The organism is Aeromicrobium sp. Leaf350 (assembly GCF_916858655.1).
Taxonomy (GTDB): domain Bacteria; phylum Actinomycetota; class Actinomycetes; order Propionibacteriales; family Nocardioidaceae; genus Aeromicrobium.
This window is the reverse complement of sequence record NZ_CAKASL010000001.1, coordinates 1-18,339: the sequence shown is the minus strand read 5'-3', so window position 1 is coordinate 18,339 and position 18,339 is coordinate 1. Positions and strand designations below refer to the sequence as shown.

At 72.2% G+C, this 18,339-nt stretch carries 19 protein-coding genes; 17 read left to right on the top strand and 2 right to left on the bottom strand.

All coding sequences use genetic code 11. From position 1 onward, the window contains the following. Positions 1-32 precede the first annotated feature (32 nt). From LO931_RS00095 to aspS, 3 genes are read left to right on the top strand one after another with little or no spacing between them, the layout of a single operon-like run. Positions 33-755, top strand: coding sequence for an MBL fold metallo-hydrolase (locus LO931_RS00095; RefSeq protein WP_229051166.1), 723 nt, complete (start codon positions 33-35; stop codon positions 753-755). After that, positions 755-2,116, top strand: a complete 1,362-nt coding sequence (hisS, locus tag LO931_RS00090) for a histidine--tRNA ligase (protein WP_229051165.1) — start codon at positions 755-757, stop codon at positions 2,114-2,116. The genes LO931_RS00095 and hisS overlap by 1 nt, the downstream gene beginning before the upstream one ends. Continuing rightward, positions 2,113-3,891 carry an aspartate--tRNA ligase gene (gene aspS, locus LO931_RS00085; RefSeq protein WP_229051164.1) on the top strand — a complete coding sequence of 593 codons (1,779 nt, stop codon included), beginning with the start codon at positions 2,113-2,115 and terminating at the stop codon, positions 3,889-3,891. Before hisS ends, aspS begins: the two co-directional genes overlap by 4 nt. Before the next feature lie 17 nt (positions 3,892-3,908). Here the strand turns inward: aspS and LO931_RS00080 are convergent, their stop codons facing one another. Continuing rightward, complete coding sequence (locus LO931_RS00080) at positions 3,909-4,511, bottom strand: hypothetical protein (protein ID WP_229051163.1); 603 nt, start codon at positions 4,509-4,511, stop codon at positions 3,909-3,911. Continuing rightward, positions 4,499-4,723 carry a hypothetical protein gene (locus LO931_RS00075; RefSeq protein WP_229051162.1) on the bottom strand — a complete coding sequence of 75 codons (225 nt, stop codon included), beginning with the start codon at positions 4,721-4,723 and terminating at the stop codon, positions 4,499-4,501. Before LO931_RS00075 ends, LO931_RS00080 begins: the two co-directional genes overlap by 13 nt. A 76-nt stretch (positions 4,724-4,799) precedes the next feature. Between LO931_RS00075 and LO931_RS00070 the strand changes: the two genes are divergently transcribed. From LO931_RS00070 to nusB, 14 genes are all read left to right on the top strand, one after another. After that, positions 4,800-6,176, top strand: coding sequence for a replication-associated recombination protein A (locus LO931_RS00070; RefSeq protein ID WP_370636049.1), 1,377 nt, complete (start codon positions 4,800-4,802; stop codon positions 6,174-6,176). Positions 6,177-6,313: 137 nt separating this feature from the next. Then, positions 6,314-6,850 (top strand): hypothetical protein, encoded by a 537-nt coding sequence (locus tag LO931_RS00065; protein WP_229051161.1) that lies wholly within the window; start codon positions 6,314-6,316, stop codon positions 6,848-6,850. After that, positions 6,847-7,131 carry a DUF6167 family protein gene (locus LO931_RS00060; protein ID WP_229051160.1) on the top strand — a complete coding sequence of 95 codons (285 nt, stop codon included), beginning with the start codon at positions 6,847-6,849 and terminating at the stop codon, positions 7,129-7,131. Before LO931_RS00065 ends, LO931_RS00060 begins: the two co-directional genes overlap by 4 nt. Beyond that, positions 7,131-9,809, top strand: a complete 2,679-nt coding sequence (alaS, locus tag LO931_RS00055; protein ID WP_229051159.1) for an alanine--tRNA ligase — start codon at positions 7,131-7,133, stop codon at positions 9,807-9,809. Before LO931_RS00060 ends, alaS begins: the two co-directional genes overlap by 1 nt. 3 nt (positions 9,810-9,812) lie before the next feature. After that, entirely contained in the window at positions 9,813-10,295 is a 483-nt protein-coding gene (gene ruvX / locus LO931_RS00050) for a Holliday junction resolvase RuvX (RefSeq protein ID WP_229051158.1), read from the top strand. Further along, entirely contained in the window at positions 10,292-11,407 is a 1,116-nt protein-coding gene (gene mltG, locus LO931_RS00045) for an endolytic transglycosylase MltG (protein ID WP_229051157.1), read from the top strand. Before ruvX ends, mltG begins: the two co-directional genes overlap by 4 nt. Next, positions 11,407-12,204 carry a shikimate dehydrogenase gene (locus LO931_RS00040; protein ID WP_229051156.1) on the top strand — a complete coding sequence of 266 codons (798 nt, stop codon included), beginning with the start codon at positions 11,407-11,409 and terminating at the stop codon, positions 12,202-12,204. The genes mltG and LO931_RS00040 overlap by 1 nt, the downstream gene beginning before the upstream one ends. Before the next feature lie 276 nt (positions 12,205-12,480). Continuing rightward, a complete protein-coding gene (locus LO931_RS00035; protein ID WP_229051155.1) occupies positions 12,481-13,161 on the top strand; it encodes an A24 family peptidase in 681 nt (226 codons plus the stop codon). 33 nt (positions 13,162-13,194) lie between these two features. Beyond that, positions 13,195-14,385, top strand: coding sequence for a chorismate synthase (gene aroC / locus LO931_RS00030; RefSeq protein ID WP_229051154.1), 1,191 nt, complete (start codon positions 13,195-13,197; stop codon positions 14,383-14,385). Positions 14,386-14,408: 23 nt separating this feature from the next. After that, the gene (locus LO931_RS00025) at positions 14,409-14,942 is read left to right on the top strand and encodes a shikimate kinase (protein WP_229051153.1); all 534 of its coding nucleotides are present in this window, start codon (positions 14,409-14,411) and stop codon (positions 14,940-14,942) included. Beyond that, complete coding sequence (aroB, locus tag LO931_RS00020) at positions 14,939-16,039, top strand: 3-dehydroquinate synthase (protein ID WP_229051152.1); 1,101 nt, start codon at positions 14,939-14,941, stop codon at positions 16,037-16,039. The genes LO931_RS00025 and aroB overlap by 4 nt, the downstream gene beginning before the upstream one ends. 15 nt (positions 16,040-16,054) lie before the next feature. Then, the gene (locus LO931_RS00015) at positions 16,055-17,128 is read left to right on the top strand and encodes a Xaa-Pro peptidase family protein (RefSeq protein ID WP_229051151.1); all 1,074 of its coding nucleotides are present in this window, start codon (positions 16,055-16,057) and stop codon (positions 17,126-17,128) included. After that, positions 17,128-17,691, top strand: a complete 564-nt coding sequence (gene efp, locus LO931_RS00010; RefSeq protein ID WP_229051150.1) for an elongation factor P — start codon at positions 17,128-17,130, stop codon at positions 17,689-17,691. The genes LO931_RS00015 and efp overlap by 1 nt, the downstream gene beginning before the upstream one ends. Before the next feature lie 13 nt (positions 17,692-17,704). Then, positions 17,705-18,115 (top strand): transcription antitermination factor NusB, encoded by a 411-nt coding sequence (gene nusB / locus LO931_RS00005; protein WP_229051149.1) that lies wholly within the window; start codon positions 17,705-17,707, stop codon positions 18,113-18,115. Positions 18,116-18,339 lie beyond the last annotated feature (224 nt).

Genomic DNA, 18,339 nt, shown 5'->3' with positions numbered 1-18,339 from the left:
ACCGACCATCGACCTCGCGTACCCTGTCCGACGTGCTCCTGACGTCCTTTCCTGCCGGTCCGTTGCAGGCGAACTGCTACCTCGTCGCCCGTGGTCCGGGCGCCGGCTGCGCGGTCGTCGACCCGGGCATGGACGCCATCGAGGGCGTTCGCTCGGCCGCGGCCGAGCACGACCTCACCCCGCAGGCGGTCCTGGTGACCCACGGCCACTTCGACCACCTCTGGTGCGCGCAGGACGTCGCCGCCGAGTGGGGCTGCCCCGTCTGGATCCACCCGGCCGACCGTCACCTGCTGAGCGACCCGATGGCCGCGATCTCGAACGAGTCCGCCGCGATGCTGCGTGGCCAGCTGGGCCTCGACGGCGAGCTGCCGGAGTTCGTCGAGCCCGCCGACGTGCGCGACGCGGTCGACGGCGCGACGTTCGACGTCGACGGCGTCACCTTCACGGTCGCCCACGTGCCTGGTCACACGCCCGGCACGCTCTACTACCTGATCGACTACCCGGACGACGAGCAGGTCTCGCAGGTCATGTTCTCGGGCGACTTCCTGTTCGCCGGCTCGATCGGCCGCACCGACCTGGTGGGCGGGTCGCACCCGGAGATGATCGACAGCCTGCGCACGAAGGTGCTGCCGCTCCGCGACGACGTCGTGGTGCTTCCCGGCCACGGACCGCAGACCTCGGTCGGGCGCGAGCGCGTGACGAACCCCTACCTGGTGCCCCTCGTCGATGAGCACAGTGCGGACGGACTCAGCTGATGGCGAAGCTGTCCGGGTTCCCGGAGTACACGCCGCGGGAGCGCATCGTCGAGCAGGCCGTGCTCGACCACCTGCGCACGACGTTCGAGCTGCACGGCTTCGGCTCGGTCGAGACCCGCGCCGTCGAGCCGGTCGAGGTGCTGCTGCGCAAGGGCGAGATCGACAAGGAGGTCTACGCCGTGCGGCGTCTGGCCGACGAGAGCGGTGACGCCGAGCTGGCGCTCCACTTCGACCTCACGGTGCCGTTCGCGCGGTACGTCGTCGAGAACGCCAACGAGCTCGACTTCCCCTTCCGACGGCACCAGATCCAGAAGGTCTGGCGCGGCGAGCGTCCGCAGCAGGGCCGCTTCCGTGAGTTCACGCAGGCCGACATCGACGTGGTCGGCCGGGACGTGCTGCCGGCCCATGCCGACGTCGAGGTGGCCCAGGTCATGACCGAGGCGCTCGGCGGCCTGATGGACCTCGTGGGCTCCCCGACCGCGCACGCCACCTTGCAGGTCGCGAACCGCAAGGTGCTCGAGGGCTTCTACCTGGGACTCGGCCTGGCCGACCCCACCGCCGTCATGCAGGTGGTCGACAAGCTCGACAAGGTGAGCCCCGAGAAGATCCGCGTCATGCTCGCCGAGATCGGAGTCGACGACGACAGCGCCACGAAGGTGCTCGGCCTGGCCGAGATCGTCACGCCCGACACCTCCTTCGTGCAGCGCGTCGAGGCGCTCGGCGTCGAGCACCCGATGCTCGCCGAGGGCCTGGCCGAGCTCGCCCACGTCGTCGGCTCGATCGTGGCCCCGGAGCGCGTCACCGTGACCGCCGACCTCCGCATCGCGCGCGGCCTCGACTACTACACCGGCACGGTCTTCGAGACCCGCCTGTCGGGCTACGAGCAGCTCGGATCGATCTGCTCCGGCGGCCGGTACGAGAGGCTCGCCGCCGACAACCGCAGCACGTACCCCGGCGTCGGCATCTCCCTCGGGGTCTCGCGCCTGCTCGCGGCCCTGCTGGCCGACGGGCTGACCACGAGCCGCTCGGTCCCGTCCGCTGTGCTCGTGGCCGTGTCCGACGAGGCCGATCGCCGGGCGGCCGACGACGTCGCCCGGGCCCTGCGCTCGCGCGGGATCCCGACGGAAGTCGCCCCGGCGGCCGCCAAGTTCGGCAAGCAGATCCGACACGCCGAGCGCCGCGGCATCCCGTTCGTCTGGTTCGGACCCGATGAGCGCTCCACCGCCCACACCGTCAAGGACATCCGCTCGGGCGACCAGGTCGAGATCGACCCCACCACCTGGACCCCGCCCGTCGAGGACCTGCGCCCGCAGGTCGTCGCCCCCAGCCCCACACCCCGTACCGAGGAGAAGAACTCGTGATCCGCACGCATGACGCCGGCACCCTGACCGCCGACAGCATCGGCCAGCAGGTGACGCTGGCCGGCTGGGTGGCTCGTCGCCGAGATCACGGCGGAGTCGCGTTCATCGACCTGCGCGAGGCCAGCGGCGTCGTGCAGGTCGTGGTCCGCGAGGACGTCGCCCACCAGCTGCGCGCCGAGTACTGCCTCAAGATCACCGGCACGGTGCAGCGCCGCCCCGACGGCAACGAGAACGCGGCCATCGCCACGGGCGAGATCGAGGTCGTCGCCGACGACGTCGAGATCCTCAGCGCGTCCGCGCCGCTGCCGTTCCCCATCGACGACGCCGCCGCCTCGAGTGCCGGCGAGGTCGGTGAGGAGGCGCGCCTGCGCCACCGCTACCTCGACCTGCGCCGCTCCGGCCCGGCCGCCGCGCTGCGGCTGCGCTCGAAGGTCAACGCCACCGCACGCGAGGTGCTGGCGAAGCACGACTTCGTGGAGGTCGAGACCCCCACGCTGACGCGCTCGACCCCCGAAGGTGCTCGCGACTTCCTCGTGCCCGCGCGGCTGCGCCCGGGCAGCTGGTACGCGCTGCCGCAGAGCCCGCAGCTGTTCAAGCAGCTCCTGATGGTCGGCGGCCTGGAGCGGTACTACCAGATCGCGCGCTGCTACCGCGACGAGGACTTCCGTGCCGACCGGCAGCCGGAGTTCACCCAGCTCGACGTCGAGATGAGCTTCGTCGACCAGGACGACGTCATCGCGCTGGCCGAGGAGATCTACGTCGCGCTCTGGAAGCTCATCGACGTCGACCTCCCGACGCCGTTCCCGCGCATCACCTACGCGGACGCGATGGGTAAGTACGGCTCCGACAAGCCCGACCTGCGCTTCGACCTCGAGCTCACCGAGCTGACCGAGTACTTCAAGGACACCCCGTTCCGCGTGTTTCAGGCGCCCTACGTGGGCGCCGTGGTGCACCCGGGCGGCGCGGACCAGCCGCGTCGCACGCTCGACGGCTGGCAGGAGTGGGCCAAGCAGCGCGGCGCCCGCGGGCTGGCCTACGTGCTGGTGCAGGAGGACGGCACGCTCGGCGGGCCCGTCGCCAAGAACCTCTCCGACGCGGAGCGCGACGGCCTGGCCGCCGCGGCCGGCGCGAAGCCGGGCGACGCGATCTACTTCGCCGCCGGCCCCACGAAGTCGATGCGCCAGCTGCTCGGTGCCGCACGGGTCGAGATCGCGCGCCGCGAGGGCCTGATCGACGAGTCGGCGTGGGCGTTCTGCTTCGTCGTCGACTGGCCGATGTTCGAGCCCGTCAGCGAGCTCGACTCCGGCGACGTCGCCGTGGGCGGCGGCGAGTGGACCGCGGTGCACCACGCGTTCACCGCGCCGCAGGACGTCGAGACCCTGGCGACCCCGGGCGAGTCCCTCGCCTGGGCCTACGACATCGTCTGCAACGGCAACGAGGTCGGCGGTGGCTCGCTGCGAATCCACCGCCAGGACGTGCAGAAGCGCGTCTTCGAGATCATGGGCATCGGCGCCGAGGAGGCCGAGGAGAAGTTCGGCTTCCTGCTCGACGCCTTCGCGTTCGGCGCCCCGCCGCACGGCGGCATCGCGTTCGGCTGGGACCGCACGGTGGCTCTGCTGACCGGCTCGGACTCGATCCGCGACGTCATCGCCTTCCCGAAGTCCGGCGGCGGGTACGACCCGCTGACGGCCGCGCCCGCGCCGATCACCGACGAGCAGCGCGCCGAGGCCGGCGTGGACTTCGAGCCCGAGGACGAGGCCGAGACGCAGGCCTGACCCGGGCGCGCACGGGCTCAGCTGCTGGGAGGCTCCCAGCAGCCGCCGTCGGCGATGGGTCCGGTGACGTGCACGCGCACGGCGCCGGGCGTCGTGTCGCCGACGAGGCACGTCCCGGTGCGCTCGAGCGCGAGCACGACACCGGTGGAGGTGTCGCCCATCGCGGAGCGAGGCTGGATCGTGAAGACGGTCCAGCCCTCCGCGACGGCCAGCGAGTCGGCGAGGCTCTCGGGAGAGAAGTCGCCCGCCTCGCACGCCGAGACCAGGACTGGCCGGAGCCGCTCGGCGAGCGCTGTCCCCTCGGCGACCTGTGCCGCAGTGACGTCGCGCCGCTGGCGCCACTGGTCGTTCTCGGCCTGGTGCGGAGCGACCTCGGGGGAGTCGCCTGAGGCGTCACCACCGTCTCCCGGAGCCTCGGCGCCGCCGGCCGGCTCGTCGGCCGTGAGCTCCCAGGTGCACGGGCCGGGCGCTGCCGTGGTCGGAGCCGACGACTCAGCCACCTCCGACGCGGGCACGTCCGGCTCGCTCCCCGTCGGGCCTCCGCACGCGGCGAGGCAGGCCAGGCCCAGCCCGAGGATCGCAGCCTGCGCGCGCCGGCGCGACCGGTTCAGGGTGCCCATCCTCCGTGGTCGAAGCCGCGCGTCGCGGGGGGAGTCTGGCCGTGCTCCCGGCTGCCATGGAGGCGGTGGTTCTCGGCCACGATCGCCAGCTCCTCGCGGGTCGGCGGCGCGGTCGCGACCCGAGCCGAGCGGCGACGGCGCACGGGGACCGTCGCCCCGACGCCGACGAGCACCAGGACGAGGAGGGCCGCGCCGATGCCGATCGCTGTCATCACCTCAGTCTCGGTCCCGATCGTGATGCGGTCAACGGGCCGAGCCGCCGTCGGTGCGCGTCGCTAGGCTCGCCGGGTGAGCGACGGCCTGTTCGACCTGCCCCAGGGCGGGCACCGAGGTGGGGCCGACGCGCGCCGTGACTCCAACGGCTCGCTCGCGGGCAGCGCCTCCGCCAACGCCCCGCTGGCGGTGCGCATGCGCCCTCGCACCCTCGACGAGCTCGTGGGTCAGCAGCACCTGCTCGCGCCGGGCTCGCCGCTGCGCCAGGTCATCGAGGGCGACCAGCCGCTGACGATCCTGCTCTGGGGGCCGCCCGGCACCGGCAAGACCACCCTGGCGAGCCTCATCAGCAACCACACCGACCGTCGCTTCGTCGAGGTCTCCGCCGTCAGTGCCGGCGTCAAGGAGGTCCGCGACGTCATCGCCGGGTCCCGTCAGGCCCTCGCCAACACGGGCCGCGAGACCGTGCTCTTCGTCGACGAGGTGCACCGTTTCAGCAAGGCGCAGCAGGACGCTCTCCTGCCGGGCGTCGAGAACCGGTGGGTCAGCCTCGTCGCGGCCACGACCGAGAACCCGCACTTCAGCGTCATCTCGCCGCTGCTGAGCCGCTCGCTGCTGCTGACCCTCGAGAGCCTGACCGACGACGACATCGGCACGCTGATGGACCGCGCCGTCACCGACGAGCGCGGCCTGGCCGGGGCCGTCGAGCTGACCGAGGAGGCCAAGGACCACCTCGTGCGCCTGGCCGGCGGCGACGGCCGGCGAGCCCTCACCTACCTCGAGGCCGCAGCCGGCGCCGCCCGGGCGCAGGACAAGGCGGTCATCGGGGTCGAGGACGCCGCGCTCGCCGTCGACAAGGCCGCCGTGCGCTACGACCGCCAGGGCGACCAGCACTACGACGTCGCGAGCGCCCTGATCAAGAGCATTCGCGGTTCCGACGTCGACGCGGCCCTGCACTACCTCGCGCGCATGATCGACGCGGGTGAGGACGTCCGGTTCATCGCCCGGAGGCTCATCATCTCGGCGAGCGAGGACGTCGGCATGGCCGATCCCACCGCGCTGCCCACGGCCGTGGCGGCGGCGGAGGCCGTCGCGATGATTGGCCTGCCGGAGGGCCGCATCCCGCTCGCCCAGGCGGTCGTCCACCTGGCCCTCGCCCCGAAGTCGAACGCCGCCTACAAGGCCATCGACGCCGCGCTGGCCGACGTCCGCGCCGGCAAGGCGGGTGCGGTTCCACCGGCCCTGCGCGACGCCCACTACTCCGGAGCCAAGAAGCTCGGCCACGGGCACGACTACCTGTACGCCCACAACGACCCCCGCGGTGTGGTGGGCCAGCAGTACGCCCCCGACGCGGTCGACGGAGCTGAGTACTACCAGCCGTCGCCCCACGGCTTCGAGGGCTCGCTGCGTGAACGTCTGGCGCGGCTGCGGGCGATCCTGCGCGACCGTTGAGTGCAGGATTCCTGGGTGAACCCGGGAATCGGCCGTCAGCACACGAAGTTTCGTGGGCGTGATGCGGGAATCCGACGGTCTCGTGAGAATCCGCGGGGGGCAGACCCGGGTGAGGCGGGCCTAGTAGCCTCGGGGCCATGTCCTCCGCCCTCGTCGTGCTGCTCGCCACGGGCCTGGTGGCCCTGCTGGCGCTCGTCGCGGCGATCGTGACGGTGCGGGCGGCGCGCCAGGTCGCCCGTGACCGTGCAGCCCTGGCCGAGCTCGTCGAGCGCGCCGGCGCCACGGAGACGTCCCCCCGTGTGGAGCCTGCCGCGCTCGTGCCGGAGCCCTACGTGCCGGGCGACGATCGTGCGCTGGTGCTGCGCCAGGAGCGCGACCCCGCGAGCGCGCCCGAGACCCGCATCGTCGACGGCAAGGTGTTCGTGGTGCCCACCAGCACCGAGCTCGTCGCGACGGCCCTCAGCCGCCCGACCACCCGCCTCACGATCGTGGTGCACGGCCTCGCCCACGCGCTGCGCCCCGAGTCGCGCGACCGCATCGCTGCCCTGATGCGGCGCGAGCTCACGCGTCGGCGTCGCGAGCGTCAGCGCACCGGCCGACGCGCCGCCCGGGCCCACGTGCCCACGCCGAACCCGGGAACGGCCTGGGTCAGCCCGCCCGAGGCCGACCGATGACCCCGCGCGTCGTGTGGTTCGTCGCGGGCACCGCCGCCGGCGTCTACGCCAGCGTCAAGGCGCGACGGGCCGCGTACCGGCTCTCCGTGCCCGGCATCGCCGACCAGGCAGCAGCACTCGGGGTCGGGTGGCGCGAGCTGCGCGCCGAGACCCGCGACGGCATGCAGGCCAAGCAACGCGACGTGGTCGACGACCTGTACCGTCACGCTGCACTCCCGGCCACCGCCGAGAACGCCTTGCCCAGCACCCCCACGACGAACACCGACAAGGACACCGACTGATGGAGACCGCCGAGATCCGGCGCCGATTCCTCGCGCACTTCGAGGCCGCCGGACACACGGTGGTGCCCTCGGCACCGCTGCTGTTCGACGACCCCAACCTGTTGTTCGTCAACGCCGGCATGGTGCCGTTCAAGCCGTACTTCCTGGGTCAGGAGACGCCCTCGTTCGACCGGGCGACGAGCGTCCAGAAGTGCGTGCGCACCCTCGACATCGAGGAGGTCGGCAAGACCACGCGGCACGGCACGTTCTTCCAGATGAACGGCAACTTCTCCTTCGGCGACTACTTCAAGGAGGGGGCGATCACGCACGCGTGGCGCCTCATCACGGGCTCGCTCGACGACGGCGGACTGGGCTTCGACCCCGAGAAGATCTGGGTCACCGTGCTGCACTCCGACACCGAGGCGCGCGAGATCTGGAAGAAGGTCGCGGGCCTGCCCGACGAGCGCATCCAGAACCGTGGCCTCCTCGACAACTACTGGCACATGGGCGTGCCCGGCCCCGGCGGCCCCTGCAGCGAGATCTACGTCGACCGCGGCGCGCAGTACGGCCCCGACGGCGGGCCCGAGGCCGACGAGGACCGCTTCCTGGAGATCTGGAACCTCGTGTTCATGCAGGAGGAGATCACCAACGTCCGGGCCAAGGACCAGTTCGACGTCGTGGGTCCGCTCCCGCAGCAGAACATCGACACCGGCATGGGCCTGGAGCGCGTCGCCTACCTCCTGCAGGGCAAGGAGAACCTCTACGAGATCGACGAGGTCTTCCCGGTCATCGCCAGGGCCGAGGAGCTGACGGGCCGTCGCTACGGAGCCGACCACGTCGACGACGTGCGCTTCCGGGTCATCGCCGACCACGTCCGCAGCGGCCTGATGCTCATGGGCGACGGCGTCACGCCCGGCAACGAGGCGCGCGGCTACGTGCTGCGCCGACTCCTGCGCCGCGCGGTGCGCTCGATGCGCCTGCTCGGTTACGAGGACCCGGCGCTGCCGGCGCTCCTGCCGGTCAGTCTGGACCGCATGAAGGCCAGCTACCCCGAGCTCGAGGCCGACTTCCCGCGCATCAGCCAGGTCGCCTACGCCGAGGAGGAGGCGTTCCGCCAGACCCTCGGCAAGGGCACGCAGATCTTCGACCAGCAGGCCGTCGCCGTGAAGCAGAGCGGCGGCACCGGCCTGAGCGGCGAGGCCGCGTTCCAGCTCCATGACACCTACGGCTTCCCGATCGACCTGACGCTCGAGATGGCCGAGGAGCAGGGCCTGTCCGTCGACGCCGACGGCTTCCGCGCCCTCATGGCCGAGCAGCGGGCGCGGGCGAAGGCCGACGCGAAGTCCAAGAAGGGCGTCCACGCCGACACCACGGCGTACCGCGCCGCGCTCGACGCGCACGGTCCGACCGACTGGCAGGCCTACACGACCCTCGCGACCGAGTCGCGCGTGCTCGCCCTCCTGAACGAGGGCGCCTCGACCCCGGCGATCGGCGCCGGCTCCGTCGGCGAGGTCGTGCTCGACCGCACGCCCTTCTACGCCGAGTCGGGCGGACAGAACGCCGACGCGGGTCACCTGCTGTGGGGCTCTGCCGCATCAGGGGGAGGTCGGGCCGAGGTGCTCGACGTCCAGCGGCCCATCAAGGGTCTCGTCGTGCACCAGGTGCGTGTGCTCGAGGGCGAGCTCACGCTCGACACGACCCTCGAGGCGCAGGTCGACCCCGAGTGGCGCACCGGCGCCCGCCAGGCGCACTCGGGCACGCACGTCGTGCACGCCGCGCTGCGCGAGGTGCTCGGACCCACGGCGCTGCAGTCGGGCTCGTACAACCGCCCCGGCTACCTGCGTCTCGACTTCGGCTGGGGCGGCGCGCTGTCGCCCGAGCAGCTGAGCGACGTGGAGGCCGCCTCGAACCGCGCGTTGCGTGCCGACCTCCCCGTCAGCGCGAGCTACATGACGCTGCCGCAGGCCCGTGAGGCCGGCGCGCTGGCACTCTTCGGCGAGACGTACGGCGAGGAGGTCCGCGTCGTCGAGATCGGGGGGCCGTGGTCGCGCGAGCTCTGCGGCGGAACCCACGTCGAGCACTCCTCGCAGATCGGCACGGTCGTCGTCACCTCCGACAGCTCCGTCGGCGCCGGCAACCGCCGCGTCGAGGCGCTCGTCGGCATCGAGGGCTTCGCCTACCTCGCCCGTGAGCGCGACCTGGTGGCGCAGCTCTCGGGCCTGCTCAAGGTCAAGCCCGACGACATCCCCGGGCGCGTGGGTGACCTCGTCGAGCGACTCAAGGCCACCGAGCGCGAGCTCGACAAGATCAAGGCCGCCGAGCTGCTCTCCGGCGCCGGCAACCTCGCGGACTCGGGCAAGGACGTCAACGGCGCTACGGTCGTGGCGGCGCGGCTCGACGGCGTCGGTGGTGGCGACCTGCGCACCCTGGCGCTCGACGTCCGCGCACGGCTCGGGGCCGAGCGTCCCGCCGTCGTGGCGCTGTTCGGCGTGGTCGACGCCAAGCCGTCCGTCGTGATCGCCGTGAACAAGCCCGGCGTCGACGCCGGGCTCGCGGCCGGCGACCTCGTGCGCATCGCGGGCGAGAAGATCGGCGGCCGCGGAGGCGGCAAGGCCGACGTCGCCCAGGGCGGCGGCGCGGACGCGTCCGGGGTCGAGTCGGCGATCGCGGCGGTCGAGACCGCCGTCGCGGGGGCGTAGCGGGTGCGGCGTGGACGTCGGCTTGGCATCGACATCGGAGCGGCACGCATCGGTGTCGCCACGTGCGACCCCGACGGACTGATCGCGACCCCGGTCGAGACCGTGCACGTCGCGGCGAACCAGCCGGCTGCCATCGCGCGGATCGCGGCCCTGGCCGAGGAGATGGACGTGCTCGAGATCGTGGTGGGCCTGCCGTACTCGCTGTCAGGCCGTGAAGGGCCCGCCGCGGCGACCGTGCGCGACGCCGTCGCCGTGCTGCAGGGACTCACTGCACGCCCCGTCCGGCTCGTCGACGAGCGGCTCAGCACCGTCACGGCGTCGCAGCAGCTGCGCGCGAGTGGCACCAAGGCGAAGAAGCAGCGACCGGTGATTGACCAAGCGGCGGCCGTGGTGATCTTGCAGAATGCCCTGGAGGGGGAACGGCTGCGCGGGCAACCGCCCGGCCAGCTGATGGAGAACGCCCAGCCGAGCGAAGGACAGGGATGACTGAATCCGGGATCGACCTCGTGACCGGCGGCGAGCCTCCTCGCCCGGCACGCGGCCGTCGGCGTGCGGAGAAGCCGAAGAAGAAGCGTCGCTGGCTCAAGCTGGTGGTCCTGCTCGTGGTGCTTGCGGTGCTCGTCGGTGGAGGACTCTGGGCCTACGGCTGGGCCCAGGACCGCTTCGGTGCGGCTCCGGACTACTCGGGCGAGGGCTCGGGCGAGGTCGTCGTGCAGGTCGAGTCCGGCGCGAGCTGGCGCAGCCTCTCCTACGACCTCGAGGAGCAGGACGTCGTGAAGTCCGCGAAGGCCTTCTACGAGGAGGCGCTCGACGACCCCGACCAGGCGGTTCTGCAGGCCGGTTCGTACCAGATGCGCGAGAAGATGTCGGCCGCGGCGGCGTACCGTGCGCTGACGACCGACATCATCAAGGCCGACGCGACGGTCGCGGTGCCCGAGGGCGCACGCGTCGACGACATCGTCGCCTCCATCACGGAGAAGACCCAGATCTCGCAGGCCGACCTGGAAGCGGCGCTCGCCGACCCGGCGTCCATCGGACTGCCCGACATCGCGGCCGGCAACCCCGAGGGGTACCTGTACCCGGCGACGTACACGATCGACCCGGGCGAGACGGCCGTGACGCTGCTGTCGAAGATGGTCGCCAAGTCCCTCGAGGTCACCGCCTCCCTCGACATCGAGGGTCGCGCCGCGGCACTGGGATACACGACCGAGCAGGTCCTCACGGTGGCGAGCATCCTGGAGTACGAGGTCTCGAACGACGACTTCGCCCGCGGTGCCCGCGTGATCTACAACCGTCTCGACTCCGGCATGCCGCTGCAGATGGACTCGACCGTGCACTACGTGAGCGGTCGCAGCGGCGACGTCTTCACGACCGACGAGGAGCGCGCGGCCGACTCGCCGTACAACACGTACAAGTACCCCGGCCTGCCCCCTGGGCCCATCGGGTCACCCGGCCAGGCCGCGATCGAGGCGGCGCTGAACCCGGAGGCCGGCGACTGGGTGTACTTCGTGGCCGACCCCGACACGGGCGAGACGACCTTCGCGGAGACGTACTCCGAGCACCAGCAGAACTGCCGCGACGCCGGGTTCAGCTGCTGATGCGCTGTGCCGTCCTGGGCAGTCCGATCGCCCACTCGCTCTCGCCGGTGATGCACCGCGCGGCGTACCTCGAGCTGGGTGTCGACTGGGACTACGACGCGGTCGAGGTCTCCGAGGGTGAGCTGCCCGGGTTCCTGGACGGCCTCGACGACGGGTGGCGGGGCCTGTCGGTCACGGCCCCGCTGAAGCGTGCCCTCGTGCCGCTGCTCGACGACGTGAGCGAGGACGTCGAGCTGCTCGGGGTCGCCAACACGGTGCTGCTCGGCGAGGAGCGGGTCGGCTTCAACACCGACGTCCCGGGCGGGCTCAACGCGCTGCGCGCGGCCGGCATCGACGACGTCGTCAGCGCGCGGATCCTCGGGGGAGGGGCCACCGCTGCGTCGATGGCCCTGACGCTGTCGCGGCTCGGCGCACGCCGGCTCGAGGTCGTCGTGCGCGACGTCAGCCGCGCCGACGACGTGGTCGACGTGGCGCGCCGGTGCGGCATGGCCGTCGAGGTCTCGACCCTCACCGACCACGCGCACGGCGACTCCGGGGTCGACGTGCTCGTCTCCACGATTCCCTCCGCCGTCGTCGACCCGTTCCACGCGCACCGGGCGGACGCCGTCTTCGACGTCGTCTACGACCCGTGGCCCACGGCGCTCGCCTCGGAGGCGGAGACGCGCGGCATTCCCGTCGTCAGCGGGCTCGACCTGCTCGCCCACCAGGCGGCGCTCCAGGTGCACCTCATGACCGGTGGGACGGTGCGGCCGTCCCTGCTGCGCGGAGCCGCGGCGCTGGAGCTCGCGGGGCGCTGACTCGGGGGTGCTCCCGCAGGCTTCTTGCGGCGGTGACGCATCCGGCGGTGGGCCTGGGTGTCGTTCGGCATGGACCACGAGCGGGGCCGGGACCGGAGATGATGCTCTCGGGTCGCCCGGGGTACCGCCATGCATCACTCGCGGTGCTCGGTCGCCTGACGGGCTGACGAACCCCCTTCGAGGCTCCTCGTTCCTCGTCGCACCTCAGGGGGCGGTCTGCGCCACGCCTGTGGAGGGCGTCCCGTGTCTGGCCCCGCGCCCGGCTAGCCTCGCCGGGTGGAGATCGTGCTCAGCGCCGTGGCCGCCGCCCTCATCGGGGCCGCGGGCCCGTGGGTCGTCGCTCGCGTGCCGGAGCCGGACGAGCCCGACGAGGACAAGGCCACCTACGCCGAGATCGCCCGCCCCCGATGGCTCGCCCCGGTGCTGGCCGTCGTCGCCGCCCTGTTCGCGGGCACGGTCGCGTGGGGCACGGACCTTCCGGGGCTCCTGCCCGCCTGGGTGCTCGTCAGCGGCGTCGGTGCCTGGCTGTCGTACGTCGACATCCGCACGCGGCTCCTGCCGTACGCCATCGTCGCTCCGCTGTACCTCGCGACGTGGCTGCTGGTGGGCCTGGCGGCGCTGATCGAGCAGGATGCCCGCCTGCTGCTGCAGGCGCTCGTCGCCAACATCGTCGTCTACGTGATCTTCCGGGTCCTCTACGAGATCGGGCGCTACCTCGGGGGTGCGCTCGGCTACGGCGACGTCCGGCTCGCGGCGATCCTCGCCGTCGTGCTCGGTCCTCTCGGCCCGGACGCGACCCTCGTCGGGATGTACGCGGGATTCCTGGTCGGGGCCGTCGCCGGCGTGGTGCTGTCGCTCGCCCGGCTCATCGACCGTCGCAGCTTCGCGTTCGGCCAGTACCTCGTGCTCGGTGCGGTCATCGGCGCCGCCTGGGGTCCACGCCTGTACGGCTCCTGACGACCTCCGCCGGGGGCGTGGGACAATCACGCCATGCTTCGTTGGTCCACCGCCGGTGAGTCTCACGGCCCGGCGCTCGCCGCCTTCCTCGAGGGCATCCCGGCCGGGGTGTCCGTCACGTCCAAGGACATCGACGCCGCCCTCGCGCGGCGCCGTCTCGGCTACGGCCGCGGCGCACGGATGTCGTTCGAGGCCGACGTGCTCGAGATCATCGGCGGCGTCCGCCACGGCCTGACCCTGGGCAGCCCGATCGCCCTGCGCATCGGCAACTCGGAGTGGCCGAAGTGGGACCAGGTCATGGCCGCCGATCCGGTCGACCCCGAGGTGCTCGAGGGCCTGAAGCGCAACGCCCCGCTCACGCGCCCCCGGCCGGGTCACGCCGACCTGGCCGGCATGCAGAAGTACGACTTCGACGAGGCCCGTCCGATCCTCGAGCGGGCCAGCGCGCGCGAGACCGCGGCCCGCGTCGCGCTGGGCGAGATCGCCGCGCAGTTCGTCGAGCAGGCCACGGGCGCCACGATCGTGTCGCACGTCGTCGAGCTCGGCACCGCCAAGGCCCCGGTCGGCCTCGTGCCGGCCAAGCGTGACGTCGAGGCTCTCGACGCCGACCCCGTGCGCTGCTTCGATCCCGAGGCCAGCGCGGCGATGGTCGCCGAGATCGACCTGGCCCACAAGGACGGCGACACGCTCGGCGGTGTCGTCGAGGTCGCGGTGCACGGTCTCCCGCCGGGCCTCGGCTCCCACACCGCGTGGGACCGACGCCTCGACTCGCGCCTCGCGGCCGCCCTCATGGGCATCCAGGCCATCAAGGGCGTCGAGGTCGGCGACGGGTTCGAGCTGGCCCGCACCCGCGGCTCGCTGGCGCACGACGAGATCATCCCCGGCGGCGAGACGGGACTCGAGAACATCCGCCGGGCCTCCGGCCGCTCCGGCGGCACCGAGGGTGGCATGACGACCGGCGAGATCCTCCGGGTCCGCGCCGCCATGAAGCCGATCGCCACCGTCCCGCGCGCGCTGCGCACGATCGACGTCACGACGGGCGAGGAGACGCGCGCCCACCACCAGCGGTCCGACGTCTGCGCCGTGCCGGCCGCCGGCATCGTCGCCGAGGCGATGGTGGCGCTGGTGCTCGCCGAGGCCGTGCTCGAGAAGTTCGGTGGCGACTCGCTCGGCGAGACCCGCCGCAACGTCGAGGGCTACCTGGCAGCCCTGAGGTTCCGTTGAGCCCAGACACGGGGACCCGTGAGGTGCGCCCGGCCGTCGTGCTGATCGGCGCGCCGGGAGCGGGGAAGACGACGGTCGGCATCGCGCTGGCCCGCCGACTCGGACTCGCCTTCCGCGACACCGACGCCGACGTCGTGGCGTCCACGGGCCGCGAGATCGCCGACATCTTCGTGACGGACGGCGAGGCCGCCTTCCGGGCCATCGAGGAGACCGCGGTCGCCGCCGCGCTCGCCGACCACGACGGCGTGCTCGCGCTGGGCGGTGGCGCCGTCCTGAGCGCGGCGACGCGGGACCTCCTGGCCGGCCACACCATCGTGCACCTGGAGGTCGGACTCGCCGGCGCCGCGCGCCGCGTCGGGCTCAATGCCAGCCGGCCGCTGCTGGTCGGCAACGTGCGTGGCCGGCTGAAGGGTCTGCTCGACGAGCGGCGCCCGATCTACACCGCGCTCGCCGGCTGGTCCGTCGGCACTGACGACCGCACCCCTGACGAGGTCGTCGACCTCGTGCTCCGCCTCGTCGGAGACGCCCACGACCAGAGCATCCAGGAGACGCGATGACGCCCTCAGCCGGCACCATCAGGGTCGAGACGGCCCAGCCGTACGACGTCGTGATCGGCCGGGGTCTGCGCGAGAAGGTCCTCGACCTCGTCGGGCCGGAGGCGGCCCGCGTCGCGATCATCCACGGACCGAACGTCGCCGACCGCGCCACCGCCCTGCGGATGCCCCTGGCCGACGCGGGTCTGGCCGTGCGGATCATCGAGGTCCCGGACGCCGAGCAGGCGAAGACCGCCTCCGTGCTCGCCGAGTGCTGGCGGGTCCTCGGCGAGGCCGGGTTCACGCGCTCCGACGTCGTCGTGGGCCTCGGGGGAGGCGCGACGACCGACCTCGCGGGCTTCGTCGCGGCCACCTGGCTCCGCGGGGTGCGCTTCGTCAACGTGCCGACCACCGTGCTCGGCATGGTCGACGCCGCCGTCGGGGGCAAGACCGGCATCAACACCGCGCAGGGCAAGAACCTGGTCGGTGCCTTCCACGAGCCGGTCGGGGTCCTCTGCGACCTCGACGCCCTGCAGACGCTGACCCCGCGCGAGGTGCGCAGCGGTCTGGCCGAGATCGTCAAGTGCGGCTTCATCGCCGATCCGTCGATCCTCGACCTGGTGGAGGCCGACCCCCGCTCGGCGAGCGACACCCGCTCCGACGTCCTGGCCCAGCTCATCGCCAAGGGCATCGCGGTGAAGGCGGTGACCGTCAAGGGCGACCTGCGCGAGTCGGGCGGTGCCCGCGGGGCGATCGGTCGCGAGGCGCTCAACTACGGCCACACGCTCGGCCACGCGATCGAGCGGCACGAGGCCTACGAGATCCGCCACGGAGAGGCGATCAGCATCGGCATGGTGTTCGTCGCCGAGCTGGCGCGCGCCGAGGGCCTGATCGACGACGCCCTCGTCGAGCGCCACCGCGCGGCGCTGGGCACCGTGGGCCTCCCGACGGCGTACCGGGGCGACGCGTGGCCGCACCTGCTCGAGGCCATGCGCCTCGACAAGAAGACCCGCGGGTCGACGTTGCGGTTCGTCGTGCTCGACGGACTCGCGTCGCCGCAGATCCTGCCCGTGACCGACGAGCTCCTGCTGCGCGACGCCTACCGCGCCGTCAGCGGCTGAGCGAGCGAGGTCGGGGTGGACACCATCGATCGGGCCGGTCGCCGTGAGCGCGCGGCCGCGGTGCTGGAGGAGCTCCAGGCTGACCAGCTGCTGGTCACGAACCTGCTGAACGTGCGGTACCTGACTGGGTTCACCGGGTCGAACGGCGCCCTGGTGCTGTCGGCGGCGGGGGAGCCGGTCCTCGTGACCGACGGCCGGTACCGCGACCAGGCCGCAGCCGAGTGCCCGGACGTCCGGGTCCACGTCGCGCCGACGCTGCTCGCACCTGCGGCAGCCCTGGCACCGGAGGAGCAGTGGGCGGTCGAGACCCACGCCCTGACGGTCGACCAGCACACCGAGCTGACCGCCGAGCTCACGCACCACCCCATCTCGGCGGGCCGCCTCGTCGAGAGGCTGCGGGAGGTCAAGGACCCGGGCGAGGTCGAGCTGCTGCGGCAGGCGTGCGCGATCTCGGTGGAGGCGCTCCAGCGCACCTGGGAGGGGCCGCTCGTGGGTCGTTCCGAGCGTGACATCGCGGTCGGCATCGAGCGGCTCATGGTCGACCTGGGTGCGGAGGCGCCCGCCTTCGCCACGATCTGCGCGGCCGGCGAGAACTCGGCGATCCCGCACCACGCCCCGGGCGACCGGATCGTCGAGCGTGGCGACCTCCTGAAGATCGACTTCGGTGCCCGCGTCGGCGGCTACCACGCGGACTGCACGCGCACGGTCGTGCTCGGCCCGGCTGCTGACTGGCAGCGCGAGATCCATGCCGCCGTCCGACAGTCCCAGGCCCTGGGTGTCGAGGGCCTCCGTGAGGGGACGACACCGGCCGAGATCGACGCCGCGGTGCGCGGCGACCTCGAGACGTCCGGGTGGCTCGAGGAGTTCACGACGGGCCTCGGTCACGGTGTCGGCCTGCAGATCCACGAGGACCCGTTCTTCGGAGCGACGCGCACGGGTAGACTCGTCCCTCGCACTGTGTTGACGATGGAGCCAGGTGTGTACCTGGTCGGTCGTGGCGGCGTGCGCATCGAAGACACCGTCTGCGTCACCTCAGGAGATCCCGAGGTGCTGACGCCGGCGCCCACCGACTTGTTGGAGATTGGCTGATGGCCACCACGAACGACCTGAAGAACGGCCTTGTGCTGAACATCGACGGACAGCTCTGGGCTGTCGTGGAGTTCCAGCACGTCAAGCCGGGCAAGGGCCCCGCCTTCGTCCGCACGAAGCTCAAGAACGTCGAGTCCGGCAAGGTCGTCGACAAGACGTTCAACGCCGGCACGAAGGTCGAGACGGCCTCGGTCGACAAGCGCGACATGCAGTACCTGTACAACGACGGCACGTCGTACGTGTTCATGGACGTCCAGACGTTCGACCAGATCGAGATCGCGCCCGAGCAGATGGGCACCGCGCCCGACTACCTGCTCGAGAACACGAACGCCGTGGTTGCCACGAACGAGGGCCGCGTGCTCTACGTCGAGCTCCCGCTCTCGGTCGAGCTCCTCGTGCAGCACACCGACCCGGGCCTGCAGGGCGACCGCTCCTCGGGCGGCACCAAGCCCGCCACGCTGGAGACCGGCAAGGAGATCCAGGTCCCGCTTTTCCTGGAGTCCGGCGAGAAGATCAAGGTCGACACCCGCGACGGCAACTACCTCGGTCGCGTCAAGTCATGAGGGGTGGGCACTGATGGGAGCGCGCACCAAGTACCGCAAGCGCGCCCTCGACGTCCTCTTCGAGTCCGAGATGCAGGGCCTGTCGCTCGGCGGCTCCCTGCCGGAGCGGCTCGTCACGAACCACCCGCCGATCAACGCCTACACGGTCACCCTGGTGGAGGGTGTGGCCGAGAACCAGGAGCGCATCGACGGGCTCCTGTCGGAGCACGCCCGTGGCTGGTCGCTCGACCGCATGCCCGGCGTCGACCGCAACCTGCTGCGCGTCGCCGCGTTCGAGATCCTCTTCACCGAGGACGTCCCGGACGCGGTCGCCGTGAGCGAGGCGGTCGAGCTCGCGCGTGAGCTGAGCACCGACGACTCGCCGTCGTTCGTCGCCGGCGTCCTCGGCGCGATCATCGAGGGCAAGGCCGCACGCAGCGCGTAGCTCTTCTGGTCCGGACCCGCGGATCGAGACGAGGGGGTCGTGGTTGCTTCGGCAGCCACGGCCCCCTCGTCGTCCGTGGGGGGAGCGGCCGGGCTCGCCGTCACGTGCGGAGGGGTTGGTTGCCGTCTGCTCTGGCGCGCACGCTCTTGCGGATGGTGCGGAGTCGTTCGCGGGTGGTGCGTCTGAGGGTGAGGTCGATGGGTCGGCCGTCGCGGGTGGTCATG